General features: G+C 74.3%; 25 protein-coding genes. 16 read left to right on the forward strand and 9 right to left on the reverse strand.

What is annotated here, in order from left to right:
- Window positions 1-5: 5 nt before the first annotated feature.
- From ACN268_RS29190 to ACN268_RS29205, 4 genes are all read left to right on the forward strand, one after another.
- Window positions 6-773, forward strand: coding sequence for a 3-oxoacyl-ACP reductase (locus tag ACN268_RS29190; protein ID WP_421486215.1), 768 nt, complete (start codon window positions 6-8; stop codon window positions 771-773).
- On the forward strand, window positions 770-1,486 hold the full coding sequence (locus tag ACN268_RS29195; RefSeq protein WP_421486216.1) for a gamma-glutamyl-gamma-aminobutyrate hydrolase family protein: 717 nt from the start codon (window positions 770-772) through the stop codon (window positions 1,484-1,486). The genes ACN268_RS29190 and ACN268_RS29195 overlap by 4 nt, the downstream gene beginning before the upstream one ends.
- A gap of 60 nt (window positions 1,487-1,546) precedes the next feature.
- Window positions 1,547-2,098, forward strand: coding sequence for a pyridoxamine 5'-phosphate oxidase family protein (locus ACN268_RS29200; protein WP_421486217.1), 552 nt, complete (start codon window positions 1,547-1,549; stop codon window positions 2,096-2,098).
- Window positions 2,099-2,273: 175 nt separating this feature from the next.
- Window positions 2,274-5,957 carry a SpoIIE family protein phosphatase gene (locus tag ACN268_RS29205; protein WP_421486218.1) on the forward strand — a complete coding sequence of 1,228 codons (3,684 nt, stop codon included), beginning with the start codon at window positions 2,274-2,276 and terminating at the stop codon, window positions 5,955-5,957.
- 16 nt (window positions 5,958-5,973) lie between these two features.
- Here ACN268_RS29205 and ACN268_RS29210 read toward each other — a convergent pair whose 3' ends face one another.
- Window positions 5,974-6,378 (reverse strand): STAS domain-containing protein, encoded by a 405-nt coding sequence (locus ACN268_RS29210; RefSeq protein ID WP_421486219.1) that lies wholly within the window; start codon window positions 6,376-6,378, stop codon window positions 5,974-5,976.
- Here ACN268_RS29210 and map point away from each other — a divergent pair.
- Both map and ACN268_RS29220 read left to right on the forward strand, forming a co-directional pair.
- Window positions 6,377-7,234 carry a type I methionyl aminopeptidase gene (map, locus tag ACN268_RS29215; RefSeq protein ID WP_088645554.1) on the forward strand — a complete coding sequence of 286 codons (858 nt, stop codon included), beginning with the start codon at window positions 6,377-6,379 and terminating at the stop codon, window positions 7,232-7,234. The genes ACN268_RS29210 and map overlap by 2 nt on opposite strands.
- Window positions 7,231-7,947, forward strand: coding sequence for a VIT1/CCC1 transporter family protein (locus ACN268_RS29220; RefSeq protein WP_421486220.1), 717 nt, complete (start codon window positions 7,231-7,233; stop codon window positions 7,945-7,947). The genes map and ACN268_RS29220 overlap by 4 nt, the downstream gene beginning before the upstream one ends.
- 53 nt (window positions 7,948-8,000) lie before the next feature.
- Here ACN268_RS29220 and ACN268_RS29225 read toward each other — a convergent pair whose 3' ends face one another.
- Genes ACN268_RS29225 through ACN268_RS29255 form a run of 7 tightly spaced genes read right to left on the reverse strand, consistent with a single transcriptional unit; the run spans window position 8,001 to window position 14,344 of the window.
- Window positions 8,001-8,732 carry a nucleotidyltransferase domain-containing protein gene (locus ACN268_RS29225; RefSeq protein ID WP_421486221.1) on the reverse strand — a complete coding sequence of 244 codons (732 nt, stop codon included), beginning with the start codon at window positions 8,730-8,732 and terminating at the stop codon, window positions 8,001-8,003.
- On the reverse strand, window positions 8,729-9,208 hold the full coding sequence (locus tag ACN268_RS29230) for a nitroreductase family deazaflavin-dependent oxidoreductase (protein WP_357928434.1): 480 nt from the start codon (window positions 9,206-9,208) through the stop codon (window positions 8,729-8,731). Before ACN268_RS29230 ends, ACN268_RS29225 begins: the two co-directional genes overlap by 4 nt.
- A 57-nt stretch (window positions 9,209-9,265) precedes the next feature.
- Window positions 9,266-12,019 (reverse strand): FtsX-like permease family protein, encoded by a 2,754-nt coding sequence (locus ACN268_RS29235; RefSeq protein WP_421486222.1) that lies wholly within the window; start codon window positions 12,017-12,019, stop codon window positions 9,266-9,268.
- Window positions 12,016-12,750 (reverse strand): ABC transporter ATP-binding protein, encoded by a 735-nt coding sequence (locus ACN268_RS29240; RefSeq protein WP_421486223.1) that lies wholly within the window; start codon window positions 12,748-12,750, stop codon window positions 12,016-12,018. The genes ACN268_RS29235 and ACN268_RS29240 overlap by 4 nt, the downstream gene beginning before the upstream one ends.
- Window positions 12,747-13,334, reverse strand: a complete 588-nt coding sequence (locus tag ACN268_RS29245) for a PadR family transcriptional regulator (RefSeq protein WP_088645558.1) — start codon at window positions 13,332-13,334, stop codon at window positions 12,747-12,749. The genes ACN268_RS29240 and ACN268_RS29245 overlap by 4 nt, the downstream gene beginning before the upstream one ends.
- A 57-nt stretch (window positions 13,335-13,391) precedes the next feature.
- Window positions 13,392-13,841 (reverse strand): ferritin-like domain-containing protein, encoded by a 450-nt coding sequence (locus ACN268_RS29250; protein ID WP_421486225.1) that lies wholly within the window; start codon window positions 13,839-13,841, stop codon window positions 13,392-13,394.
- Window positions 13,838-14,344: a hypothetical protein gene (locus tag ACN268_RS29255; protein WP_421486227.1), complete on the reverse strand. Its 507-nt coding sequence runs from the start codon at window positions 14,342-14,344 to the stop codon at window positions 13,838-13,840. Before ACN268_RS29255 ends, ACN268_RS29250 begins: the two co-directional genes overlap by 4 nt.
- Window positions 14,345-14,516: 172 nt before the next feature.
- On the opposite strand from ACN268_RS29255, the gene rimP reads away from it, so the two are divergent.
- The 10 genes from rimP (at window position 14,517) to ACN268_RS29305 (ending at window position 25,580) form a co-directional block, all read left to right on the forward strand.
- The gene (gene rimP, locus ACN268_RS29260; RefSeq protein WP_421486228.1) at window positions 14,517-15,182 is read left to right on the forward strand and encodes a ribosome maturation factor RimP; all 666 of its coding nucleotides are present in this window, start codon (window positions 14,517-14,519) and stop codon (window positions 15,180-15,182) included.
- The gene (gene nusA / locus ACN268_RS29265; protein ID WP_204923884.1) at window positions 15,179-16,222 is read left to right on the forward strand and encodes a transcription termination factor NusA; all 1,044 of its coding nucleotides are present in this window, start codon (window positions 15,179-15,181) and stop codon (window positions 16,220-16,222) included. The genes rimP and nusA overlap by 4 nt, the downstream gene beginning before the upstream one ends.
- A gap of 16 nt (window positions 16,223-16,238) precedes the next feature.
- A complete protein-coding gene (locus tag ACN268_RS29270; protein WP_088647723.1) occupies window positions 16,239-16,571 on the forward strand; it encodes a YlxR family protein in 333 nt (110 codons plus the stop codon).
- Window positions 16,572-16,664: 93 nt separating this feature from the next.
- Window positions 16,665-19,664 (forward strand): translation initiation factor IF-2, encoded by a 3,000-nt coding sequence (gene infB / locus ACN268_RS29275; RefSeq protein WP_302741389.1) that lies wholly within the window; start codon window positions 16,665-16,667, stop codon window positions 19,662-19,664.
- 90 nt (window positions 19,665-19,754) lie between these two features.
- Window positions 19,755-20,048, forward strand: coding sequence for a DUF503 domain-containing protein (locus tag ACN268_RS29280; protein ID WP_088647721.1), 294 nt, complete (start codon window positions 19,755-19,757; stop codon window positions 20,046-20,048).
- A gap of 331 nt (window positions 20,049-20,379) precedes the next feature.
- Complete coding sequence (gene rbfA / locus ACN268_RS29285; RefSeq protein ID WP_421486230.1) at window positions 20,380-20,856, forward strand: 30S ribosome-binding factor RbfA; 477 nt, start codon at window positions 20,380-20,382, stop codon at window positions 20,854-20,856.
- On the forward strand, window positions 20,853-21,953 hold the full coding sequence (locus ACN268_RS29290; RefSeq protein WP_421486231.1) for a DHH family phosphoesterase: 1,101 nt from the start codon (window positions 20,853-20,855) through the stop codon (window positions 21,951-21,953). The genes rbfA and ACN268_RS29290 overlap by 4 nt, the downstream gene beginning before the upstream one ends.
- Window positions 21,954-21,972: 19 nt before the next feature.
- Window positions 21,973-22,380 carry a hypothetical protein gene (locus ACN268_RS29295; RefSeq protein WP_421486233.1) on the forward strand — a complete coding sequence of 136 codons (408 nt, stop codon included), beginning with the start codon at window positions 21,973-21,975 and terminating at the stop codon, window positions 22,378-22,380.
- The gene (locus ACN268_RS29300; protein ID WP_194822111.1) at window positions 22,380-22,589 is read left to right on the forward strand and encodes a DUF6186 family protein; all 210 of its coding nucleotides are present in this window, start codon (window positions 22,380-22,382) and stop codon (window positions 22,587-22,589) included. The genes ACN268_RS29295 and ACN268_RS29300 overlap by 1 nt, the downstream gene beginning before the upstream one ends.
- Before the next feature lie 1,665 nt (window positions 22,590-24,254).
- A complete protein-coding gene (locus tag ACN268_RS29305) occupies window positions 24,255-25,580 on the forward strand; it encodes an MATE family efflux transporter (RefSeq protein WP_421486234.1) in 1,326 nt (441 codons plus the stop codon).
- A gap of 45 nt (window positions 25,581-25,625) precedes the next feature.
- On the opposite strand, the gene ACN268_RS29310 is transcribed toward ACN268_RS29305, so the two are convergent.
- Window positions 25,626-26,648, reverse strand: coding sequence for a hypothetical protein (locus ACN268_RS29310; protein ID WP_421486235.1), 1,023 nt, complete (start codon window positions 26,646-26,648; stop codon window positions 25,626-25,628).
- Window positions 26,649-26,661 lie beyond the last annotated feature (13 nt).

Here is a 26,661-nt window from a genome sequence, read left to right on the forward strand (position 1 = left end):
GGCGCGTGCAGGGTCGGCTACAGGACCGGGTCGCCGTGGTGACCGGTGCGGGCAGCGGGATCGGGTTGGCCACCGTACGGCGGTTCGCCGCCGAGGGGGCCCGGGTGGTCTGCGTGGACATCGACGACGAGGCCGGCGGGCGGGCCGCCGAAGAGGTCGGCGGCGAGTACGTGCACACCGACGTCGCCGACGAGGCGGCCGTGCGGGACCTCTTCGACGGGGTCGTGCAGCGGCACGGCCGCCTCGACGTGGCGTTCAACAACGCCGGCATCTCCCCGCCCGACGACGACTCGATCCTGGACACCGGCCTGGACGCCTGGGAACGGGTGCTGCGGGTCAACACCACGAGCGTCTACCTCTGCTGCAAGTACGCGATCGGGCACATGCGCCGGCAGGGCAAGGGCTCGATCATCAACACCGCCTCCTTCGTGGCGCTGATGGGGGCGGCCACCTCGCAGATCGCGTACACGGCGAGCAAGGGCGGGGTGCTGGCGATGACCCGGGAGCTGGGCGTGCAGTTCGCCCGGGAGGGCATCCGGGTCAACGCGCTGTGCCCCGGCCCGGTGGCGACCCCGCTGCTGCTGGAGCTGTTCGCCGCCGACCCGGAGCGGGCCGCCCGCCGGCTGGTGCACGTGCCGATGGGCCGGTTCGGCGAACCGGAGGAGATCGCCGCCGCGGTGGCCTTCCTGGCCAGCGACGACGCGTCGTTCATGACCGCCGCGCAGTTCGTCGTCGACGGGGGCATCACCGGCGCGTACGTCACCCCCCTGTGAGCGGGTCGGCGGCCGGCCGGCGGGCGCGTCCGCTGATCGGCATCACCGGGTACGTCGAGCCGGCGAGTTGGGCCGTCTGGCGGGACGTGCCGGCGTCGCTGATCCCGCAGGCGTACGTCCGCTCGGTGACCGCCGCCGGAGGGCGGGCCGTGGTGCTGCCCCCGGACGACCTGGACGCCGACGTGGTGGACGTGCTCGACGGGCTGTTGCTCGCCGGTGGCGCGGACGTCGGCCCGGAGCGTTACGGCCAGCCGGCGGACCCGCGTACCGAGCCCCGGCCCGACCGGGACGCCGGGGAGTCGGCCCTGCTGGCCGCCGCGCTCGCCGCGGACCTGCCGGTGCTCGGGGTGTGCCGGGGCATGCAGTTGCTGGCCGTCGCGTACGGCGGGTCGCTGCACCAGCACCTGCCGGACGTGGTGGGCCACGACCGGCACCGCCCCGCCCCGGGGGTGTACGGGGCGCATCCGGTCCGGTTCGCGCCGGGGACCCGGACGGCGTCGGTGTTGGCCGGGGTGGACCGGGTCAACTCGTACCACCACCAGGCGGTGGCCGATCCGGGGCGGCTCACGGTCACCGGCTGGGCCGACGACGCGGTGGTGGAGGCGGTGGAGGACCCGGCGCGGCGGTTCCTGCTCGGGGTGCAGTGGCATCCGGAGAACGACGACGACCCGCGCCCGGTGACCGCCCTGGTGAGGGCCGCCCGGGACAGCTGACGCCTTCCATTATGCGGGATTATTGTCTCGAAATGCGGTCAGCGGCGGCAGGATGACGGTATGGGGACCGTGTATCCGGCGCTGGACGGGCGACTGCGGGAGTTCGTCGAGGCGCAGCCGATGTTCTTCGTGGCCACCGCGCCCAGCGGCAGCGGGGGGCACGTCAACGTCTCCCCCAAGGGCATGCGGGGCACCTTCGTCGTGCTCGGCCCGCACCGGGTGGCCTGGCTGGATTACCACGGCAGCGGCGCGGAGACGATCGCCCACCTGCGGGACAACGGCCGGATCACGCTGATGTTCTGCGCCTTCGACGGCCCACCGAAGATCGTCCGACTGCACGGCCGTGGCGTCGCCACCCCGGTCACCGACCCCGGCTTCGCGGCGCTGCTGGCCGACTTCCCCGAGCCGCCCGACGCGCATGCCGTGCGGGCGGTGATCGGGGTGACCGTGGACCGGGTCAGCGACTCCTGCGGCTACGCGGTGCCCCTGATGGACTACCGCGCCGACCGCGACCTGTTGCTCACGTCACACTCCCGGCGCACCGCCGAGGATCTGGTCGCCTACCGGGCGACCAAGAACGCGGCCAGCATCGACGGCCTGCCGGTCTTCTGAGCGCCGGCCCCTCACCGTGCGCTGTCGGGCAGATGACGGCAGGATGAGGCACGGGTTACCAGCGTCCGTCGGAACCTGTGCGTTACGTTCCTGATCCGTCGGGGTAGAAGACGGACGCGACCGGCGTGAGCCGAGGCGTTATGGGGGGCACGACCGGCCGAAGCAGGGGGCGCGGATGAGCTCGGCCCGTGGGGGCGAGGACGGCCGAGGGCTGTCCGCACTGTCGTCCGCCGACGGCGTACTGCCGCCGTGGCTGGCCGGGGCGTTCGCGGCGGGCGGCGAGATGGGCCGCCGGCTGAGCGGACACGACTGGGCGGCCAGCCCGCTCGGCAGCCCCGACACCTGGCCGGCGGCGCTGAGCCACGCCATCGGCATGATGCTCTCCTCGCGGGCCCAGATCGTCATGTTCTGGGGCCCCGACCAGCTGGCCTTCTACAACGACGCCTACCGGCCCACCATCGGCGACAAGCATCCCGTCGCGCTCGGCCGGCCCGCCCGGGAACACTGGGCCGAGACCTGGGACGTGCTCGGTCCCCTGCTCGACGGGGTACGCCGCAGCGGCGAGTCCTACCGCGGTGAGAACCACCCGTTCCTGCTCGACCGGCACGGCTTCGTCGAGCGGGTCTACTTCGACATCTCCTACGACCCGATCCGCGACGACGACGGCAGCGTCAACGGCGTCTTCTGCTTCGTCAACGAGACCACCGGCCGGGTCGTCGGGGAACGCCGGCTGCGGGCCCTGGCCGAACTCGGCGCCCGCCTCGGCGCGGCCGGCAGCATGGCCGAGCTGGGGCAGGCCACGGCGGCGGTGCTCGACGGGCACCAGGCCGACGTCCCGTTCGCCCTGGTCTACCTGACCGACGAGACCGGTCGGCCGGTGCCGGCCGGGGTCAGCGGCGTCGATCCCGCCCGGGTGCCGGCCGAGCCGCCGGCCACGCTGGCCCGGGTCGCCGCCGGTGGGGTGGCCGCCGAGATCGAGGTGGCCGAGCTGCTCGGCGCGGTGCCCGACGACGTCGCCCCCCGGGCGCTGGTGCTGCCGCTCACCGCCACCAGCGAGCCCGCCGGGGCGCTGGTGGTCGGCCGTTCCGCCCGACTGCCGTTCACCGACGAGTACCGCGACTTCCTCGGCCTGATCGCCGCGCAGGTGTCCCGGGTGGTCGGCCAGCAGCGGGTGTACGAGCAGGAGCGGGCCCGCGCCGCCGAACTGGCCGCGCTCGACCGCGCCAAGACCAACTTCTTCGCCAACGTCAGCCACGAGTTCCGCACCCCGCTGACCCTCGTCCTCGGCCCGCTGGAGGACATGCTGGCCGACCCGACGCTGTCCGCCGAGCACCTCGACCGGCTGACCATGATGCACCGCAACGCGCTGCGCCTGCTCAAGCTGGTCAACACGGTGCTCGACTTCTCCCGGCTGGAATCCGGCCGGCTCGCCGCCCACTACCAGCCCACCGACCTGGCCGAATACACCTCCCGGCTGGCCAGCACCTTCCGCTCCGCGACCGAGCGGGCCGGGCTGCGGCTCGTGGTCGACTGCCCGCCGCTGCCCGCGCCGGTCCTCCTGGACCGCGACATGTGGGAGAAGATCGTCTTCAACCTGCTCTCCAACGCGCTGAAGTTCACCTTCGACGGGGAGATCCGGGTCCGGGTGGTCGCGGTCGACGGCACGGCCCGGCTGGAGGTGGTCGACACCGGGGTCGGTATCGCCGCCGAGGAGGTGCCGCACGTCTTCGAGCGGTTCCACCGGGTGCCGGGGGTCCGCTCGCGTACCCACGAGGGCACCGGGATCGGCCTGGCCCTCGTCCGTGAACTGGTCGAGATGCACGGCGGCACGGTCGCCGCCACCAGCCGGGTCGACCACGGCACCACGGTCACCGTGACCGTCCCGTTCGGCTCCGCGCACCTGCCGCCCGACCGGGTCGCCCTCACCGCGCCGCCGCCCACCACCGAGTCGGCGCACGCGTCGCTCTACGTCACGGAGACCGCCAGGTGGACCGACCGGCCCGACCCGGCCGGCGACGGGCGGCCCACCCCGGCCACCGGCCATCCCGCCCGGGGCGGCCGGGTCCTGCTCGCCGACGACAACGCCGACCTGCGCGAACACGTCACCCGACTGCTCAGTCCCGAGTACGAGGTGGTGGCCGTGCCGGACGGCGCGGTGGCCCTCCAGGAGGCCACCGCGGGCCAGTTCGACCTGGTGCTCACCGACGTGATGATGCCCCGGCTGGACGGCTTCGGCCTGGTCACCGCGCTGCGCGGCAACCCGGCCACCCGGCACGTGCCGATCGTGCTGCTCTCCGCGCGGGCCGGGTCCGCCGAGGCGGTCGCCGGCCTCTCGGTGGGTGCCGACGACTACCTCACCAAGCCGTTCTCCGGCACCGAGCTGATCGCCCGGGTCCGGGCCAACGTCGAACTGGGCCAGTTGCGTGGTCAGATCATCCGCCGGCTGCGGGCGCTCGCGGACGCCGCCGTGGCGGTCAACACCGCGAAGTCGACCGCCGACGTGGTCCGGGTCGCCGCCCGGCACGCACTGCACCTCGCCGAGGCGGCCCGGGTGTCGGTCACCACGGTCACCGGCGCGCGGCACGAGGCCGACGGCGGTGGTGCCAGCACCGGCCAGCCGTCCCAGGTGCTGCCGCTGACCGGCAGCACCGGTGGGCAGCTCGGCGAGCTGCGGGTCTGGCGTCGGGACGGTGACGGCACCGAGCATGCGGCCCTCACCCAACTGGCCCGCCTGGTCGGCGTACGACTGGAGAACGCCCAGCTCTACGAGGCCGAACACCGGATCGCCACCACGCTGCAGCACAGCCTGCTGCCGCGTTCGCTGCCCCAGCTCCCCGGTGCGGTGGTGGCCAGCCGCTACCTGCCCGGCAGCACCGACGTCGAGGTCGGCGGCGACTGGTACGACGTGATCGGCACCGGCGACGACGAGGTGGTGCTGGTGATCGGCGATGTCGTCGGCAAGGGCGTCCGGGCCGCCGCCGCGATGGGTCAGCTCCGCAACGGCCTGCGGGCCTACCTGCTGGAGGGCTACGACCCGGGGCAGGCGCTGACCCGGCTCAACCGGTTGGTCGGCTCGACCGAGCGGCAGTCGTTCGCCACCGTGTTCTGCCTCTCCTTCACTCCGCGCACCGGCCGGCTGCGGTACGCCAGCGCCGGTCATCCGTCCCCCCTGCTGATCCGAGGAGACGACGTGGCCTTCCTGCACGAGCAGGCCCTCGGGCCGCCCATCGGGGCGCTCACCGGCACCGACTACCGCACCGTCGAAGGTGGACTCGCCCCCGGCGGTCGGCTGCTGCTCTACACCGACGGCCTGATCGAGGACCGGCGGGCCGGCATCGACGCCGCCCTCACCCAGCTCCGGGCGGACGCCGCTGCCGGTGCCGGCGGCGGGCACGTGGCCGACCTGGTGGACGCGGTGGTGGAGCGGGTCGACGGGCGCAGCCGGCACGACGACGTCGCGGTGCTGGCGCTGGAGGCCGCCGAGCTGAACCGGTTCGCGTTGCGGCTGCCCGCCGATCCGACCCGGCTCAGCGTGCTGCGTAAGCGGCTGGAGGACTTCCTGGTCGCGCACTCCGTCGGCGAGAACGACCTGTTCGACCTGATCGTCGCCGTGTCCGAGGCCGCCGCCAACGCCATCGAGCACCCGGTCGCGCCGGTGGAGCCGACGATCGGGGTCGAGGTGTCGATCGTCGACCGGACGGTGGTGGCGACGGTGCGCGACAGCGGCCGGTGGCGGGAGTCGACCGGGGCCGGGTTCCGGGGCCGGGGACTCGCGCTGATCGAGGCGCTGGGCGAGCTGTCCGTGCGTCGCACCGACGAGGGGACCGAGGTGTCGCTGCGCCGCCGGCTGGCCGACTGAGCCGGGCCGCCCCGGGTCAGAGCGGGCGCAGCCACTCCTGGTCGCCCAGGCCGGAGATCTCCAGCACCCGGCTGACCTGCCGGGACGGGAACACGGTCAGCGCGCCGGGGAACCGCCGGGCGAGCTGGACCACCGCGTGGATGGCGGCGGAGTCGAAGAAGGTGACCGCGCGCAGATCCAGGGTGACCTGCCGGGCCGGCTCACGGAGGGTGGTCTGGACCATGGTGTCCGCGGTGGCCATGTCGACCTCGCCGGTCACCGTGACGCGGACGTGGTCCCCGGTGTTCTCCGCGCGTGCGGAGAACACGGGCGGTTCGCCCTCCAGATCCACCCCGCCACCATTGCACAGCCCGGTGGCGGCGGCAACAACCGCCGGGCCGTGCGGGAGGCCCTGCGCCCTACGGAGATAGGCTGTCGTCATGACCGTCCGTGCCCCGCTCACCCCCGGCACACTCTCCCCGTGGCGAGCGGTCCCCGACCACATCGCCCGCCCGGAGTACGTGGGCCGCAAGCAACCCCAGCAGTGGCGCGGCTCGCACGTGCAGACCCCGCAGACCATCGAGAAGATGCGGGTCGCCGGCCGGTTGGCGGCGCAGGCCACCCAGCTCGCGGGCGCACACTGCAAGCCCGGGGTCACCACCGACGAGATCGACCGCGTGGTGCACGAGTTCCTCGTCGACCACGGCGCCTACCCGTCGACGCTGGGCTACCGGGGCTTCCCCAAGTCCTGCTGCACCAGCATCAACGAGGTCATCTGCCACGGCATCCCCGACTCGACGGTGCTCGCCGACGGTGACATCGTCAACGTCGACGTCACCGCCTACCTCGACGGGGTGCACGGCGACACCGACGCCACCTTCTGCGTGGGTGAGGTGAGCGAGGAGGCCCGGCTGCTGGTCGAGCGCACCCACGAGGCGATGATGCGCGGTATCCGGGCGGTCCGCCCCGGCCGGCAGATCAACGTGATCGGCCGGGTCATCGAGTCGTACGCCAAGCGGTTCGGCTACGGGGTGGTCCGTGACTTCACCGGCCACGGCATCGGCGAGGCCTTCCACAGCGGCCTGTACGTACCGCACTACGACAGCCCCCGGCCCACCGACATCATGGAACCGGGCATGACCTTCACCGTCGAGCCGATGATCACCCTCGGCACCTACCAGTACGACATGTGGGACGACGGCTGGACGGTCGTCACCAAGGACCGGAAGTGGACGGCCCAGTTCGAGCACACCATCGTCGTCACCGACGACGGCTTCGAGATCCTCACCCTGCCGTGACCGAGACCCCGGCGGCGCTGCGCGAGGCGCACCACGCGGACGTGTCCGGCGGCTGGCTGCGGCCCGCCGTCTTCGGCGCGATGGACGGTCTGGTCACCAACATCGCCCTGATCGCCGGGGTCGGCGGCGGCGGGGTGTCGGCGCACAGCATCGTGCTCACCGGCACCGCCGGCCTGGTCGCCGGCGCCATCTCGATGGGGCTGGGCGAGTACACCAGCGTCCGGTCGGCCAACGAGCAGGTCGCCGCCGAGGTGGCCAAGGAACGCCGCGAGCTGGAACGCCACCCGGAGGCCGAGGCCCGCGAGCTGTCCGACGCCTGGGTGGCCCGGGGCCTGCCCCGCGACCTGGCCGACCAGGTCGCCGAGGCGGTACGCCGCAACCCGGAGGAGGCGCTGCGGGTGCACGTCCGGGAGGAGTTGGGCGTCGACCCCGACGAACAACCCAGCCCCTGGGCGGCGGCGATCTCGTCGTTCCTCTGCTTCTCCGTCGGCGCGCTGATCCCGCTGCTGAGCTACCTGCTCGGCTCCACCAGCCTGGCGCTGGCGCTCGCCATCGGCGGGGTGGGGCTCTTCGCGGCCGGGGCGGTCGTGGCCCGGTTCACCCACCGTCCGTGGTGGGCCGGTGGGCTGCGGCAGCTGCTGCTCGGCGCGGCGGCGGCCGGCGCGACCTACCTGATCGGGATGCTCATCGGGGTGCAGGGCGGCCTCGGCTAGCCCGTCACGGTCGGCCCGGCTGGTCACTGCGGTCGGCCCGGCGGGGCCGGGGCTCAGTCGGTGAGCAGGTCGTCCACCGTGCCGTCGACCGGTCGGCCCCGGGCGGCCAGCTCCTCGGCCTGCCCGGTCAGCACCCGGCCCACCTCGGTCATGTCCGCGCCGGCCAGCCCGGTACGCCGCACCGCGTCGCCCGGGTCCCGGAAGTAGGTGCGGCTGAGCAGGCCGCTGACCGTGGCCGCCGCCAGCCGCGCCTCACCCAGCATGACCAACGCCTGGTCGGTCTCGTACCACTCGGCGAGCCGGGCGGCGCGGGCGTGCGCCGCCCAGCCCCGGTACCAGGCGTCCCGGGCGGCGGTGCTGAACTCGGCCGGCCGGGCCCGGGCCAGCCGGCCCAGGTGCTCGTCGCGCAGGGTGCGCAGCCAGCCGGTCGGGTCGTACAGCGCGACGGTGGTGACGTACCGGTCGGCGGTCAGCGGCCAGGCCGGGGTCAGCGTCCGGGCCCGCCGCAGGTAGCCGTCGGCGTCGGCCACGGTCAGCGCCACCAGCACCCCGTCCACCCGCCGGGTCGACGGGGCCGGGCCGCCGCCCGCCCGGTAGGTGACCAGCAGCAGGTCGACCTCGGCGTCCCCGCCACCGTCGTCGTCGCCATGCGCCAGCGGACCGTGCACGGCCACCGCGAGGATGTCCGCCGGGAAGCGTCGCCGCGCCGCGTCGGCCACCCGCCCGGCGACCTGCCAGCGCGGATCGTCCAGGTCCACCCCGGCCGCCGGCTCCGGCACGGTCACGGCAGGTCGGCACCGGTCGGGGCCAGCCGGAAGATGTGGATCTCCCGGCCGCCGGCCCGCTGCACGTACGTCCGGTACGCCGGCCACTCGGTGACCAGCAACTGCCAGAGCCGTTCCCGCTCGGCCCCGGTCGCCAGGTCGGCGCGGACGGCGAGCCGACGACCCTTGACGGCCACCTCCGCCTGCGGCCGGGCGAGCAGGTTGAGCACCCAACCGGGCTGGTGCCGCTGACCCCAGTTGGAGCCGATCACCACGAACCCGTCGCCGTCCGGTACGTACAGCAGGGGGTTGCTGCGCGGCAGGCCGGAACGGTGCCCGGTGGTCGTGATGATCAGCGAGGGGACCAGCCCCAGCGCGACCACCCGACCCCGGGTGAGCCGTCCGACCGCCCGGTCGACGGGGACGAGCAGGCGCATGGTGGCACCGAACCACGTGTGGTGACCGAGCCGCCGGGTGAGGGTTCCGAGTACGGGCACCCGGCCAGTCTGCCTGGTCGACGCGGTGTCCGCACCCACCGGCTCCCGGCGGGCCGCTCAGTCCAGCCGGCGTTCGACAGTCAGGCGGGACCTGGTGAACAGGCCGGCGCCGAGCATCGCCACCAGCGGCACCACCACCAGCACGCCGAGGGTCTGCCAGGGCACCACCATCGGGTACGGCGTCTGGGTCGGCCAGCTCTGCGCGTACTGGCGGTTCGTCGAGGTCAGGATGATCAGGGCGGAGCCGAGCCCGGCCGCGATGCCGAGCGCCGAGCCCACCACGGCGATCACCCCCGCCTGGCAGAGCGAGAGCACCCTTCGTACCCGGGGACTGGCCCCCACCGCCGCGAGCGTGGAGAGGTCCCGGCGGCCCTCCGCCGCGGCGAGCCCGGTGGCCACCCCGGCCGCGCCCAGGGTGATCACCCCGGCACCGGCCGCCAGCAGGAGCAGCAACGGCCGCCGCTCCGAGCGGGGCGGACCCCGCTCGATCTGCGCTGACACCGGCAGCAACGGCCGCAGCGCGGTGACCACCCGGTCGAGCTGCGCGTTGCTGGGCGCGGACCGGGTGTCGACGGCGAAACCGGCAGGCTCCGTGCGCAGGCCGGCCCGGGCGGCGGCGGCGGGGGAGAGCACCAGCCGGTCCACCGGCAGCCCGTCGCGCAGCAGGTGACCGGGAAGGGTGACGGTGTTCGCCACCGGCGGCCGGGAACCGCCGGTCGACCGGTCGACCCGGACCGTCACCCGGCCGTCGACCACGTAGCGGGAGTCGCTCACCACCACGCCACCGGCACGCAGCACGGCCGCGGCGGCCGCCACCTCGGCCGCCGGTGCACCGCTGAGCACCCCCAGGGCGGTACCGTCGTCGACCATGGCGGGCAGGTAGAAGCCGCTGACGATCCGGACCGGCGGAACACAGCGCGGGTCGTCCAGCGCCGCGCGGCGGGCCTCGGCCGTCTGGTACGACTCCGGGTCGTACGGGCATGCCCGGCCGGCGGGCAGCACCGGCGCGACCGTGCAGTAGGCGCTCGGGTCGCGCATCTCGGTGCAGCCGGGCACCGCCACCGGCAGCACCGCGTCGGTGCCCAGCTCGGCCCGGACCCGCTCGGTGACCAGCGGCAACGGGGGCAACGGTCCGGTGCCGTCCCGGTCGGCACGCAGCAGCAGCACCCGACCCGGCGGCATCCCCGGTTGCCAGTCGGCTCGTTCGCGGGCGTCGTTGCTGGCCACGTAGACGCCCAGGGCGACGCTGCCGGCGACGGCGGCCATCACCGCGGAGATGGCCGGGGCGGCCGACGAGCGGTTGCGGCTGGCGTCGCGCAGCGCGATCCGGGGCGCGGGCGGCAGCAGCGGACCGAGCCGGGCCAGCAGACCGATCAGCGTGGGCGTGCAGAAGACCAGGCCCAGCTCGCCCAGGACCAACCCGGCGAGGATCATCGGGGTGTCGGCCCGCGCGGCACCCAGGGCGGCGGTCCCGCTGCCCAGCACGGTCAGCGCCACCCCGAGGAGAAGCCAGCGGCGGCGGTGCGGGGGTGCGGTCCGGCGACCGGCCAACCCGGCCACCACGTCCTGCCGGGCGGCGGCCAGCGCCGGTGCGAGCGCGGCCAGCACCCCGGCCAGCACCGCGACCGCCGCGATCGCGGCGAGCGCCGCCGGGAAGACCCGGTAGCCCCCGCTGCGCGCCCCCAGCACGTGCTCCTCGACCACCGACCGGCCGACGAGTGCGGTGGTGACCCCGAGCAGCAGCCCGCACGCCGCTCCGAGCCCACCGAGGACCACCCCGTCGGCGAGCACGATCCGCCGCAGGTGCACCGGGTCGCCGCCGGCCACCGCGACCAGCGCCAGGTCCCGCCGCCGCCGCCGGACCCCCACCGCGAAGGCCGGGCCGACCAGCAGGACGACCTCCAGCAGACCGAGGCCGCCGACCAGCACCGTGTTGCTCGCCAGCACCGGATCGGGCAGGTAGAGCGTCGACCCGTCGGGGGAGCGGGCACCCGGCACCGGATGCCGGGCGCTGACCAGCACGCCGTGCGCGTTGAGCCGGTCCACCAGCGCGGCATCCACCGGGCCGGGGAGGTCGACCAGCCAGCTCTCGTCGTAGCTCCGCTCGTCCCGGGGCAGCCCGGCCGGGGTCAGGGCGACGATCTCCCCGAGCTGGTCGGGAAACTCGACCACGCCGACCACCCGCCACCGGCGGGTGCCGTCGGCCGCGTCGACCGACCCGCCCACCCGGACGCCCATCCGGGCGGCGGCCTGCGCGCTCACCGCGATCTCGTCGGGTGCGGTGGGGACCCGCCCGGAGCGCAGCCGCACCGTCGAGCGGGCCACCGCGTCGGTCAGGTCCAGCGCCCGCCCGTCGAGGGTCCTGGTCCGGTCGCCGATCCGCACCTCGAACGGCACCCACCAGCTGACCCGGCTGGCGCTGCTGCCGGCCGGCAGCAGCGCCTCGATCTCCGCCTGGCCCACCGGCCGGTCCCGGGTCACCACCTGGTCACCCGTGCGGGGCCAGTTCGTGTCCCCCCAGGAGTCCTGGTGGATCGGGTTCTCCGCCACCCAGCTCAGCTCGACGTCGGCGGCGCCGGCCCGCTGGACGAAACTCTCCTCCCGGGTGAGGTCGGCCATGTCGTAGGTGACCGCCACGAAGCTCAGCACCAGCACCGGCAGCGCGATCATCGTCAGCACCAGCGCGGTACGCCCCCGCGCCCGCCGCGCCTCCCGCCGGGCGATCCGCAGGGCCGCCCGCCAGGACCCGACCGTGCCGGCGAGCCGGGCTGTGCGGTCGGACCGGCCATCGGGGTGGGGCGGGGCGCTCACCGGCCGATTCCGGAGAGCAGGTGCTCGACCCCGGTCAGCGGCGCGGTGGAGTCGACCATGACGCCGTCGCGGAGGAACACCACCCGGTCGGCCCAGCCGGCGTGCCGGGCCTCGTGGGTCACCAGCACCCCGGCCGCGCCCGCGTCGACCCGGCGGCGCAGCAGGTGCAGTACGGCCTCCCCGGTCTGCGAGTCCAGCGCCCCGGTCGGCTCGTCGGCGAGCACCAGCCGCCGGTCACCGACCAGCGCCCGGGCGATCGCCACCCGTTGCTGCTGGCCCCCGGACATCTGGTCGGGGAAGCGACCGCCGAGCCCGTCCAGGCCGACCTCCTGCAGCGCCGTCAGGGCCGCCCGCCGGGCCTGGCGTACGCCGACCCCGTCGAGTTCCAGCGGGAGGGCCACGTTCTCCGCGGCGGTGAGGCTGCCGAGCAGGTTCAGATCCTGGAAGACGTAGCCGATCCGGCGACGGCGCAGCCGGGCCAGCCGCCGCCCGTCGAGTGTGCCGAGCGACTCCCCCTCGACCAGCACCTCCCCGCCGGTCGGCCGGTCCAGCCCACCGGCGAGGGTGAGCAGGGTCGACTTGCCCGAACCGGAGGGACCCATCACGGCCACCAGCTCGCCCGGTCGTACGGTGAGGCTCACCCCGCGCAGCGCGTGCACGGCGGCCTCCCCACCCCCGTGGGTGCGGTGGACGTCGCGCAGTTCGAGCACCGCGCCGTCGGGGCCGGTCACCGGTGTGCCTCCTCGTCGGCCCGCTCCACCACCTCCGGCGGTGACCCGCTGCGTGCGGTGGGGGCCGCCGGCCGGTGCCGGACCAGGCTGGTCTCGCAGTGGTCGAGCCAGCGGATCTCCGCCTCGGCCTGGAACATCATCGCGTCCAGCACCAGTCGCCAGGGCAGGTCCTCCGGCCGGTCACTGGTGTACTTGAGCCGGGTCAGCTCCTGCAACGTGCGCATGGTCGCGCCACGCTGGGTCTGCACCACCGCCCGCACGTCCACCCCGGGCGTGGTCAGCGCCAGGGCCAGCTTGATGGACAGCTCGTCGCGGGGGCGGTCGTTGCGGCTGATCGGGGTGACGAACCACAGCGCCAGGTCCGCCCGTCCGGCATCGGTGATCTCGTACGGCCGCTGCCCGCCCTCGTGCTCGGGCAGCGAACGGACCAGGCCGTCGCGTTCCAGCCGGTTGAGGGTGGTGTAGACCTGACCGATGTTCAGCGGCCAGGTCGAGCCGGTCGACTCCTCGAACGCGGCCCGGAGCTGGTAGCCGTACATCTGGCCGCGCTCGAGCAGGGCGAGCAGGCCGTGACGGATGGACATGCGACGGAGTATGCATACCCCGTATGCGGACCGCAACCGCAGGGTACGGACGGTGGGTCAGGTGGGACTGCCGGGGAACGGGACGGTCAGTGGGGTCAGGCCCGCGCTGCGCCGCCACCGGGTGGCCCGCACCGCGCAGTCGGTCAACGCGTTGAGCGCCCGGGTGCGGTCCGCGCCGGTGGTGACCGGCAGCGCCACCCGCCAGAACGCCGCGGTGCGCTCCTCCACCTGCACCGCCAGCCGCAGCGCGGCGGCCCGGTCGGTGACCGGGAACGGCAGCGCGTAGCCGGCCTGGTCGGCCGGCACCGTCCCCCCTGCCGCGCTGAGCTGGAGCACGAGCGCGTCGCGCCGGGACCGGTGGGCCGCCTCGGCGGCACGGGCCGCCCGCCGGTCGGCGTCGGTGAGGTGCACCCCGATCGGGCCGTAGGCGTAGATCGCGGCGTATTCGGCTGTCAACGCCCCGGCGAGCGCGTCGCCGGGGGTGGCGGGGGCGGTGGAACGGCTCACTTCAGCGCCTCCAGGTGGGTGGCGCGGGCGGCGGTGATCGCGCCGAGCAGGGCGGCCCGGTCGCCAGGCGCGTCGGCACAGGCCTTCGCCGCGTTGTCCCGGCCGCGCTGCTCGGCCGTCCGCAGCGCGGCCAGCACGGCGGCGCGGTCACCGCCGGCGGTGGACGGGCCGGGCGAGGCCGCGGCGGAGGGTTCGGGACGGCCGATCACCCGACGCAGCTCCTCGGCGTGCGCGGCGTGCGCGTCGGCGATCGGGGTGAGCCGGTCGGCCAGCCCGGGATCGGCGGCGATCGCGGCCCGGTGCCGGTCGGCCAGCGACCGGGCCTCCGCCGCGAGGGGTTCCAGCGGGTCGGGCGGTGGGGCCGGGTCGTCGCGGTCGAGAAGACCGCAACCGGTCAGCGGTACGGCGGCGACGCCGGCCGCCAGGAGCGCGCCGGCCCGCAGCACGGTACGCCGGGACTGCCCCGTTGCGTCGTGGTGCGTCGTTGTTCTGCCCGTGGCCACCGGACAAGTCAACACCATGCCCGCCGTCCGCCGGGCGACCGCCGTCGGTGCGCCGCCGGGGCCGCCGTACCGACGGCGCGTTACGCTCTGCGCAGCCACCGGTGCTGCCGCCCCGGTGGCGTCCCGGCGTGCCGGTCCGACGACCGCCGCCGACCAGGAGAAGGGTGCCCAGATGACGCAGCGTGGCCGTGCCACCAGGCCGACGGCGCCGGCGGGACGCTCCCGCCGCACCGACGGTCCCCGGGGCGGCGACCGTGCCGGCGCATCCCGGGGTGACCTGGCCGCCCGTCGTGACCGGTTGCGCGCGGTGATCGAGCCGGTGGTCGCCGGGGCGGGCTACGACCTGGAGGACGTCTCGGTCTCCCGGGCCGGCCGCCGGCACGTGGTCCGGGTGATCGTGGACGCCGACGGCGGGATCAACCTGGACGCGGTCGCGGTCGTCTCGCGGGCGGTCTCGGCGGCGCTGGACGCGGCCGAGGAGTCCGGCGGGGACATCGTGGCGGGGGAGTACCAGTTGGAGGTCAGCTCCCCGGGGGTGGACCGCCCGCTGACCCTGCCCCGGCACTGGCGGCGCAACGCCGGCCGGCTGGTGAAGGTGACCGTACGGGCCGGGGAGCCCGCCGTGGACCGGCAGGTCACCGGGCGGGTGACGACGGCCGACGACGAGCGCGTGGTGCTGGAGACCGAGTCCGGTCCGGTGGAGCACCGCTACGCCGAGCTGGGCCCCGGCCGGGTGCAGGTCGAGTTCCACCGCCTCGACGAGATCGACGAGGCGGACGAGGTCGGCGACGACACCGACGAAGATGACGACGATGATGTGGAGGACGAGGAGAGGTGAACATCGACCTCGCGGCGCTGCGCGCACTGGAGCGCGAGCGGGAGATCCCGTTCGACACGATCCTCGCGGCGATCGAGACCGCGTTGCTGACCGCCTACCGGCACACCGACGGCGCCGAGTCGCACGCCCGGGTGGAGATCGACCGTAAGAACGGCGCCGCCCTGGTCTACGCCCAGGAGCTGGACGACGACGGCAGCGTGGTGCGGGAGTGGGACGACACCCCGCACGACTTCGGTCGGATCGCGGCGATGACCGCCAAGCAGGTGATCCTCCAGCGGCTGCGGGAGGCCACCGACGAGGTGCACTTCGGCGAGTACGTCGGCCGCGACGGTGACCTGGTCACCGGCGTGGTGCAGGCGCACGAGGCGCGCAGCGAGAAGGGCATCGTCAGCGTCGACCTGGGCAAGCTGGAGGGCGTCCTGCCGCAGTCCGAGCAGGTGCCCGGCGAGCGGTACACCCACGGCGAGCGGATCCGCTGCGTGGTGGTGCACGTGACCAAGGGGATGCGCGGGCCGCAGATCACCCTGTCCCGCTCGCACCCGGCGCTGGTGAAGAAGCTCTTCGCGCTGGAGGTGCCGGAGATCGCCGACGGCACCGTGGAGATCGGGGCGATCGCCCGTGAGGCAGGTCACCGCACCAAGATCGCCGTCCGGTCCACCGTGCAGGGCGTCAACGCCAAGGGCGCCTGCATCGGGCCGATGGGCCAGCGGGTCCGCGCGGTGATGAGCGAGCTGCACGGCGAGAAGATCGACATCATCGACTGGTCGGACGACCCGGCGACGTTCGTCGGCAACGCGCTCTCGCCGGCCAAGGCGCTGCGGGTCGAGGTGGTCGACCTGGCCACCCGTACGGCCCGGGTGACCGTCCCGGACTTCCAGCTCTCCCTGGCGATCGGGCGGGAGGGGCAGAATGCCCGGCTTGCCGCCCGATTGACCGGTTGGCGGATCGACATCCGGTCCGACGCGGAGCAGCCGGGCGCCGGCGGTCGGGGTGGAGGCGAGCACGTCCCGGAGCCGGGCGGAGCGATCTCGGCCGGCTAGGGGTAGACTTCTTCCAGTGGTACGACGCGCGCATCCGGAGCGCACCTGTGTGGGTTGCCGGAAACGTGCGCCGGCCAGCGAACTGCTGCGGATCGTCGCGGTCGGTGACGAGGATGGTCACAGTCTCCGGCCTGATCCGAGCCGCAGTCTGCCGGGTCGGGGAGCGAACATGCACCCGGATCCGGCCTGCTTCGCGCTGGCGGTGCGGCGTCGCGCCTTCGGGCGGGCGCTGCGACTCACCGGGGTCCCCGATCACGGTGCCGTCGCGGAGCACGTCGATGCGCCAACCACTACGTCCGGTCAACCCGATCGGGCGAGGGTCGCTAGCAAGGTAGGACGACCGACATGAGCACACGATGAAGTCCCTGAAATGACCAGGCTTCAAGTGCAGGAGTGAGGTCGCTGCGGGTGCTGCCCGCACGACCTCGGAGTGAGGAGTGCAGTGGCAGGTAAGGCCCGCGTACACGAGCTTGCCAAGGAGCTCGGGGTCGAAAGCAAGACAGTGCTCGCCAAGCTGAAGGAAATGGGCGAGTTCGTGAAGTCCGCGTCCAGCACCGTCGAGGCGCCCGTCGCCCGGCGACTGCGTGGCGCATTCGTCGCGTCCGCCGGTGGTTCGTCGGCACCGTCCGCTCCGGCGGCGGCCCCGAGCCCGGCACCGACCCCGACGCCGCCCCCGACCCCGGGTGCCCCCCGGGTCTCGGCCCGACCGATGCCGCCCCGGCGGCCGGCCGCGCCGACCCCTGGACCGAAGCCCAAGGGCCCGGTCCCCGGCCCGCCGCAGCCGGTGACCCCGGTCGCCAAGCCGGCGAGCGCACATGACATCGAGGTGGCCGCCGCCGAGGCGCGCGCCGCCGCGTTGAAGGCCGAGCAGGAGGCGGCGGTCAAGGCCGCCCAGGCCGCTCGGCAGCAGCAGCGGGACAACGTCCGGCGGGAGCCGCCCACCGAGGGTGGCCCGCGTCCGGGTCCGCGTCCCGGCCCGAACGCCGTACCGCCGCGTCCGGGCACCCCGGCCGCCGGTCGGCCCGGTGGTCCCCCGGCGGGCCCGGGTGCCCGGCCCGGTGGTCGTCCCCCGGCGCGCGGCGCCGGTAACAACCCGTTCGGCATCCAGGGTGGCCAGCAGCAGCGGCCCCCGGCGGCCGGCGGCGGCGGTCCCCGGCCGAGCCCGGCCGGCATGCCCCCGCGGCCGAGCCCGGCGTCGATGCCGCCACGGCCCAGCCCGGCCTCGATGCCGAGCCAGCGGCCCACCACCGGTCGCCCCGGCGGTCCCGGTGGCGGTCGTGGTGGCCCCGGTGGCGGCGCCGGTCGTCCCGGTGGCGGTGGCGGTGGCTTCCGTCCCGGTGGTGGCGGCGGTGGTGGCTTCCGTGGCGGTCCCGGTGGCGGCGGTGGCGCCGGCGGCGGTGGCTACCGTGGTGGCCCCGGTGGCGGCGGTGGCGCTCCCGGCGGTGGTTTCCGTCCGGGTGCCCCGGCCGGTGGCGGTGGTCGTCCCGGTGGTGGCGGTCGTGGCCGTGGCGGCGGCGCCGCGGGTGCCTTCGGGCGTCCGGGTGGCCGGCCGACCCGTGGTCGCAAGTCCAAGAAGCAGCGCAGACAGGAGTTCGACAACCTGTCGGCCCCGACCATGAGCTCGGGCGCGCCCCGGGGTCAGGGTCAGGTCGTCAGGCTCTCCCGTGGCGCCTCGCTGTCGGACTTCGCCGACAAGATCAACGCCAACCCGGGTTCGCTGGTCCAGGAGATGTTCAACCTGGGCGAGATGGTCACCGCGACCCAGTCCTGCTCCGACGAGACCCTGCTGCTGCTCGGTGAGCACCTCGGTTTCGACGTGCAGATCGTCAGCCCGGAGGACGAGGACCGCGAGCTGCTCGCGCAGTTCAACATCGACCTCGACGCCGAGGTCGCGGAGGACCGCCTGGTCAGCCGTGCGCCGGTGGTGACCGTCATGGGTCACGTCGACCACGGTAAGACCAAGCTGCTCGACGCGATCCGCAAGGCGAACGTGGTGGCCGGCGAGGCGGGTGGCATCACCCAGCACATCGGCGCGTACCAGGTCCACGTCCCGCACGAGGGCGAGGACCGCGCGGTGACCTTCATCGACACCCCGGGTCACGAGGCGTTCACCGCCATGCGTGCCCGTGGTGCGCAGGTCACCGACATCGTGGTGCTGGTGGTGGCGGCCGACGACGGCGTCATGCCGCAGACGATCGAGGCGCTCAACCACGCCAAGGCGGCCGACGTGCCGATCGTGGTCGCGGTCAACAAGGTCGACAAGCCGGAGGCGAACCCCGACAAGGTCCGCCAGCAGTTGACCGAGTACGGCCTGGTCGCCGAGGAGTACGGCGGCGACACCATGTTCGTCAACGTGGCGGCCAAGCCGGGCATCGGCATCGACGAGCTGCTGGAGGCGGTCCTGCTGACCGCCGACGCGTCGCTGGAGCTGACCGCTCCGATCGACGGGCCGGCGCAGGGTGTGGCCATTGAGGCGCACCTGGACAAGGGCCGCGGTGCGGTGGCGACGGTGCTGGTGCAGAAGGGCACCCTGCGGGCGGGCGACTCGATCGTCGCCGGTGGGGCGCACGGCCGGGTCCGCGCCATGCTCGACGAGAACGGCAACCAGGTCGCCGAGGCCGGTCCGGCCCGTCCGGTCCTGGTGCTCGGTCTGACCGCGGTGCCGGGTGCGGGTGACACCTTCCTGGCCGCCGAGGACGACCGCACGGTGCGGCAGATCGCCGAGCAGCGGCAGGCACGACGGCGGGCGGCGTCCTTCGCCAACTCCCGCGGCCGGGCCACCCTCGAAACGCTCATGGAGCAGCTCAAGGAGGGCGAGAAGACCTCGCTCAACCTGGTGCTCAAGGGCGACGTCTCCGGTTCCGTGGAGGCCCTCGAGGACGCGCTGTTCAACCTCGACATCCCCGAGGAGGTCCAGCTCAGGATCATCCACCGGGGCGTGGGTGCGATCACCGAGAGCGACGTCATGCTCGCGAGCGCCTCGTCCGAGGCGGTCACGATCATCGGCTTCAACGTGCGGGCCGCCAACAAGGTCCGCGAGATCGCCGACCGCGAGGGCGTGGAGATCCGGTACTACACCGTCATCTACCAGGCCATCGAGGAGATCGACGCCGCGCTCAAGGGGCTGCTCAAGCCGGAGTACGAGGAGGTCGAGCTGGGCACCGCGGAGATCCGCGACGTCTTCCGCTCGTCCAAGATCGGCAACATCTCCGGTTGCATCGTCCGGTCCGGCATCATCCGCCGCAACGCCAAGGCGCGGCTGCTGCGGGACGGGGCGGTCGTGGCGGACAACCTCACGATCAGCTCGCTCAAGCGGTTCAAGGACGACGCGACGGAGGTCCGCGAAGGCTTCGAGTGTGGTCTGACTCTGGGCGGTTTCAACAACGTCCAGGTCGGCGACACCATCGAGACCTTCGAGATGCGGGAGAAGCCGCGCGCCTGATCCGAGGCTGACAACAGTGCTCAAGGGGTTTACGCCACCCGGCGTAAACCCCTTGAGCATGTCCGGGCCGCTTCCGTAACGTCCGTGGCGATGTATACCGGAACCGCACTCTTCGACCTGCTCCTGCCGGGCGACTCCCGCTCTCTCAAGGCGAAGCGCTCCTACGTCCGGCCCATCGTGGCGGCGCTGCGCCGGTTCGAGGTGTCGGCCGCCGAGGTGGGCGCGCTCGACCTGCACGGGCGGGCCGAGATCGGGGTGGCCGTGGTGGCCGCCGAGGCGACCCACGTCCGCGACGTGCTCGACTCCTGCGAGCGCCTGGTCGCCGCCCGCCCCGAGATCGATCTCCTCTCCGTCCGCCGCCACCTCCACACCCCCGAAGACTGACCCACCCCACCCACCCCACCCACCCCACGCACCCCACGCACCCCATCCGCCCACCTCCTGTTCGCATTGATCAAGAGGTTCGCGTCAGCTTCGATCTTCAGGTTGACGCAAACCTCTTGATCGATTGACGCAAACTTCTTGATCACCGGGGCGGGGCGGGGCGGGGCGAGACAGGGCGGGAAGTGGGGGTGGGTGGGAGAGGCGGGAGTGCGGGGTGGGGGCGGGCGGGTGGGGGTGGCGCGCGGGTAGTGTTCGAGGTGTTGGGTGGTTGGCCCGGTGACGTTCGCGTCGCCGCTCCGGCCGCGGAAGGAACGCCCTGGAGGTGGGGGACATGACTGATCCGGCCAAGGTTCGCCGGCACGCCGAGCGGATTCGCGAACTGGTCGCCTCGGTGGTGCGGAGCCAGATCAAGGACCCCCGGCTCGGGATGATCACCATCACCGACGCCCGGATCACCGCCGACCTGCGCGACGCCACCGTCTTCTACACCGTCCTCGGTGACGCGGCGGCACAGGCCAGCACCGCCGCCGCGCTGGAGAGCGCCAAGGGCATGCTGCGCAGCACCGTCGGCAAGGCCCTCGGGCTGCGTCACTCGCCCTCGCTGACCTTCGTCCTCGACGACGTGCAGGACCAGGTCAAGCAGATCGACGACCTGCTCGCCCAGGCCCGGCACGCCGACGCCGAGGTGCAGCGGCTGGCCGCCCAGGCCAAGTACGCGGGCGATGCCCAGCCGTACCGCGTCGACGACGAGGACGACGAGGCCGACGACGACGCCACCACCGACACGTCCGCCACGGACCGGCGGTGACGGCCGCCCCGGGCACGACCGACCAGCTCCGCACCGGGTCGCCGTCCGCCGGCCCCGGCGAGGACGACTGGGCCGCCGCCGTCGCAGCGGTACGTGGCCTGCCGGCCGATGCCCGGGTGCTGCTGATCTGTCACGTCAACCCGGACGGCGACGCGCTGGGCAGCATGCTCGGCTTCGGGCTGGGGCTGCGCCGGCTCGGCGTACGCCGGTTGCAGGCCACCTTCCCGGGGCCGCCCGGGGTGCCGGAGCCGTTCCGCTGGCTGCCGGGGCTCGACCTGCTGGTGCCGGCGGCCGAGGCGTACCCGGATCCGGATCTGGTGGTCTGTTTCGACGCCGCGAGCGAGTCGCGGCTCGGTGACCTGGTCGACCGGCTCGACACCGCCGGCACCTCGATCGTCCTCGACCACCACGCCTCGAACACCGGCTTCGGCGCGGTGCATCTGGTCGATCCGACGGCGGCGGCGACCTCGGTCGTCGCCGAGCAGTTGCTCTCCCGGCTCGACGTGCCGCTGGACGCCGAGATCGCGACGGGTCTCTACGTCGCGTTGACCACGGACACCGGCTCGTTCCGGTTCGCGGCCACCACCCCCGAGGTGCACCGGCTCGCCGCCCGGCTGCTCGCCACCGGCCTGCACCCCGGGGACATCTCCCGCCAGGTCTTCGACACCCGGCCGTTCGGCGCGGTCCGGCTCTTCGGCGAGGTGCTGGGCCGGGCCCGGCTCGAACCGGAGGCCGCCGCCGGCCACGGCCTGGTCTGGACCGACGCCACCCTCGACGACCTGGCCCGGCACGACCAGCAACCGTACGTGCTGGAGTCGCTTATCGACTCGGTCCGTTGCACCGCCGAGGCGGACGTCGCGTGCGTGCTCAAGCAGGTCGGGCCGGCCGAGTGGGCGGTGTCGATGCGCAGCAAGGGTGCCGTCGACGTCAGCGCGGTGGCGGTGGCACTGGGTGGCGGAGGTCACCGCTTCGCCGCCGGTTTCACCGGATCGGGCGACGCCGAGCAGGTCATCGCCCTCATCAGGGCGGAGTTGGCCGGTGCGCTGACCGGTGGCCCCGCCGACGCCGACGGGTGTCGGTCTTCCCGCACACGGTGACCCCGGGGAGAATCGGACGATGGAGCAGCCGCACGAGATCGCCGTGGACGTCTCCCGCGCCTGGGACAGGCCGGTGGTCACCGTGCCGGTGCTGGCCTGCCTCTCCCTGGTCGGTGGGCAGTTCCCGTCGTTCTCGGCACAGGCCAACATCTGGACGCTGGGCACCGGCGGCGCGCTGATCTGGCTCGGCCTCGGCAACCGGGTGCAGCGTCGGCCGGCACCGCGCCGGCTGGGCCGGGGCACCGTCTGGTGGCTGCTCCCGGCCGCGCTCTTCGGGGTGCTCGAAGGGGCCACCTTCGTCATGGCGGTCGGCGACGAGTTCCCCACCTTCTCCCGCCTGGCCGATCCGCTGCTGGAGGACGACCTGGTCCGTTCGGCGGCCTGGTTCGCCTGGCTGGCCGCGTTCTGGGGGCTGGTGCGGCGATGATGCGCACGCTCGCCATCAGCGGCTTCCTCGCCTCACTGGTGCTCTTCGCGGCAGTGGAGTGGGCCGCCCGCCGGGAAGGTTCCCGGATTCCGTCACTGGGCGACGTCTGCGCCTACGTCATGCGGTACGAGGTCGGTCCGGTGCCGGTCGGCCGGATCGGCGTGTTCGGGTTCTGGTGGTGGCTCGGCTGGCACTTCCTGGCCCGCTGACCGCTTCCACCGTCGGTTGACCTTCCACCGTCGGTTGACCTTCCACCGTCGGTGACCGGCCGCTCCCGTCCGGTCGGGAGCCGCGACGCTTGCCTGCCCGGCCGCCCGCTCCGATTCTCCCAGCCCGTGCGGGTGCGCTCCGCCCGGCTCGGTTCGGGCCGCCGGTCTCGCACCTCCGTCCGGTCCGACCGCTCGCAGCTCGTCCTACACCGGTCCGGCCTGATCGGCGTGGCTTCCCCGTTCCCGACGTGCCCCGGTCGTCAGAGGCGTCACGTGCGCTCCTTCCTGGTACGGGAACTGCGGGCCGGCCTGGCGGGGTGGTGTGTGGTGCGGGCGTTCGTGCCGGGCAGCGGTTTCGGGTGTGCTCGGGGTGTCTGCCGGTCCGTCCAGATGACGGGAAGAGTGGGCAGCATGTGGAAAGTAAACGTTAACTTGGGAGAGGCCGACGTCGCGCCGCGACGCAGGTCGCGGGCGGTGGTGCCACACCCGGTGCCGCCTCCCTCCAGGGTCTGACCGACCCGGGCTCACGCTGCCAGGCGAGCCGCTCCGGTGATCCCGGGCCGCCTTCCCGGCGCTCAGCAGGACCGCCCGTCCGGGCCACCTGTTCGGTGGTCCGCACCCTGGAAGGACACCGCCATGGCGACCAAGCCCAAGACCGAGACCACCGACGAGGCCCGCGAGCAGATGCGCCGTGCGCTGCAGACCTCGATGGACACCCGCCAGTGACCCTGCCGCACCGGCGATGACCCCGCTGCCTGGCTGAGTTCCGACTCAGCCTGGCTCCGGTTGTCGTGCTCAGTCCGGCCCCGTCCGGCCCGTTTCCAGTCGTCCCACCGGACCCGGCACGGACCGACCTCCCGGCGCTGGCCGGGCTCCGTGCCCCAGGTGCGGTCCGGTCGTAGCGCCTGCTCCGGGCCGTTCCACCCTGGCATCGGCCAGGCCCGGTCCGGCACCGGTGTATCTCAGCTTGACCCCGACCGGCCGCGATCCCGCCCTCGGCCGCGATCCTGTCGTCGGGCACGGGCAGTGGCTACCCGGCTGCCTGGCCGGACCTAGCCGGCCGCCCGTCCGGTCCACCCCGGCTGCGCCCAGCCCGACCGTCCCCGGCTCCGGCCGCGTTCAGCGCGGTCGGAGCGGGCCGGGCCGAGCCGCGTTCAACCGGCCCGACGGGGACGAGGGTCGCTCGTTCCGATCAGCCCCGGCCGTGTCAGTCGGCTCGCCCCAGCCCCAGCCCCGGCCGCCCCAGCCCCGGCTGTGTCAGCCCCGGCTGTGTCAGCCCCGGCCGCCCCAGCCCCGGCCGTGTCAGCCGGGCTCGCCCCAGGCTCGCCCAGTCGGGCCCGGCCCGGTCGGCTCGGCCTTCCTCAGCCGGCTCGCCCCAGCCTGCCCGGCCCGGTCGGCTCGGCGCGGCGGCCCACCCCGGCCCGGTCGGCTCGGCCTGCCTCGGCGTGCCGGTGGACCCGTCGTTCAGGCCGGACCGGGCGCACCCCGCCCCGCCGAATCCGTCCGGCCGGCTCGGCCGGAGCACCCCGCCTCGCCCACTCCGCCACCCGCGCGCACCCGTCCCGTGCGGTCGCGTCCCTCGCCGGGCCGGTTCTGCAGGCCCTCGCTCGGTAAGTGATGCCAAGGCTTGCGTTCCTTACGGCAGGCGTGCCAGGATCGGCGGCGATGAGCCAGTCCACCGCCACCGCCACCGCGCTCGCCTCGCCGCGCCGGATCGCCGCGCTCGCCCTGCCCGCCCTGGTGGTGCTCGCCGCCGAACCGCTCTACGTGCTGGTCGACACCGCCGTCGTGGGGCACCTGGGCCGGGTGCCGCTGGCCGCGCTCGCCGTCGGTGGCACGGTGCTGACGCTCACCGCCTGGCTCGGCACCGTGCTGGCGTACGGCATCACGGGGCGGGCGGCCCGCCGGTTCGGTGCCGGTGACCGGGCTGCGGCGCTGGCCGAGGGCGTCCAGGCGTCCTGGCTGGCGTTCGGGGTGGGCGTGCTGGTGGCCGTCGGCATGCAGTTCGGCGGTGACGCGCTGGCGCGTACCCTCGCCGGTGGTGGTGGCGAGGTGGCCGACACCGCCGGTCAGTGGCTGCGGATCGCGGCCCTCGGCGCGCCCGGCCTGCTGCTGGCCGCCGCCGGCAACGGCTGGCTGCGCGGCATCCAGGACACCCGCCGCCCGCTGCTGTTCGTGCTCGGGCCGAACCTGCTCTCCGCGTTGCTCTGCCCCCTGCTGGTCTACCCCGCCGGACTCGGCGTGACCGGTTCGGCGGTGGCGAACGCGATCGCCCAGACCGTCTCGGGTGCGCTGTTCGTGGGGGCGTTGCTGCGGGAGCGGGTGGGCGTGCGGCCCCGGCCGGCGCTGATCCGCCAGCAGTTGGTGCTCAGCCGGGACCTGCTCATCCGGGGGCTCGCCTTCCAGGCCAGCTTCCTGTCCGCCACCGCCGTCGCCGCCCGGTTCGGCGCCGCCGCCGTGGGCGCCCACCAGATCGCGCTGCAACTGTGGTTCTTCACCGCGCTGCTGCTCGACGCGTTGGCGATCGCCGCGCAGGCGTTGATCGGCGCGACACTGGGCGCGGGCGACGCCGCCGGGGCGCGCGCCCTGGCCCGCCGGTTCGCGCTGCTCGGCGGCGTGTGCGGAGTGGCCTTCGCGGTGCTGATCGCCGCCGGGGCCGGCGTCGTGCCGTCCCTGTTCAGCTCCGATCCCGAGGTACGCGAGCAGGCGATGGTGGCGTGGCCCTGGTTCGTCGCGATGCAGCCGTTCGCCGGGGTGGTGTTCGCCCTCGACGGTGTGCTCATCGGTGCCGGCGACATCCGCTACCTGCGCAACCTGACCGTGGTCGCGGCGGTCGGCGGCTTCCTGCCGGCGATCTGGCTCTCCTACGCGTTCGACCTCGGTCTGGGTGGCATCTGGGCCGGGCTCACCCTGCTCGTGGTGATCCGGCTCGTCGGCGTGCTGCTGCGACTGCGGTCCGGCAGGTGGGCGGTGGTCGGCGCGGTGCGCTGACGGCCGTGCTGCGACGGTTTCCGGCCGGAGCACCGCGATCGCCGGTCAGCACTCCTCGCCGTCGCCGGCCCGCCAGCTCTCGTCGTAGACGTCGCCGGTCGGGGCCGGCGCGGTCCGACGACGCAGCGGTTCGGCCTCGGCCAGCGCCAGGAAACCCCGCCGCATCGCCGGGCAGTCGGCGTTCTGCAGGGTGATCCGGGCCGAGTCGAGCCAGAGACCACGCCCGGCCGGGCCGACGTCGTCCGGGTACGGCACCAGCCACACCACCTCGTCGCGCAGGGTGACCAGCTCCGCGCCCGGCCGGTACGCCTGGGGACGCCACAGGTCGAACGGGTAGGCCCAGACGAACCGGGTGGTGACCTCCAACGCCCGTACCCCGCTGGCGGCGGTGGTGGACCGGTACGTGATGGTGCCCCGGCCACGCACCTGCTCGTCGCGGTCCAGCCCCGGGTCGGCGCGGTCGGCGATCCGGCTGGCGAAGCCGAGGCTGATGCCGGAGGCCAGGTCCCGACGGACGGAGTCGCGGTTCTGCGGGGCGAGCACGGCGAGGAACCCTTCCGGATCGCCGTCCAGCATCCGGGGTTCCACCCGCCCCTCGACCAGTGCCCGACGGACCCGCGCCAGCGCGTCGGTGACCTGCTCGGCGGTGAACGGCCCGGTCCGGTGGGCGGCGGGCGGCACGACGGCCGCCGCGCCCTCGGCGTACGCCTCGGCCGGGGTGGCGACGAACGGGCCGAGACTGTTGCCGCTGGCGTCGGTCGGCCGGGGAGCGGCCGGCGACGCGCCACCGGGGCGGGGGCGCAGCGGTGTGCCGTCGTGCGCCCGTTGGACGAAACGGAACCCGCCCAGGGCGAGCCCGCCGACCAGCACCAGCACCAGCAGGACGCCCACCGCGCCGAGCAGCGTGCCGCCGTACCGACCCCAACGCAGCCGGAGCCGTTCCGAGCGGGTCAACTCGTGCTCCACCTCGGGTTCCCGCATCCAGGACGGAATCCGGACCGGCTCGTCCGCGGTGGCGACCGCCGCTCTGTCGGGGGGTGGGTCAGTGGGTGTCGGGTCGTGGGTCACGCGGTGTTCCCTG

It is taken from the genome of Micromonospora sp. WMMD735 (assembly GCF_049178995.1).
Lineage (GTDB): Bacteria > Actinomycetota > Actinomycetes > Mycobacteriales > Micromonosporaceae > Micromonospora > Micromonospora wenchangensis.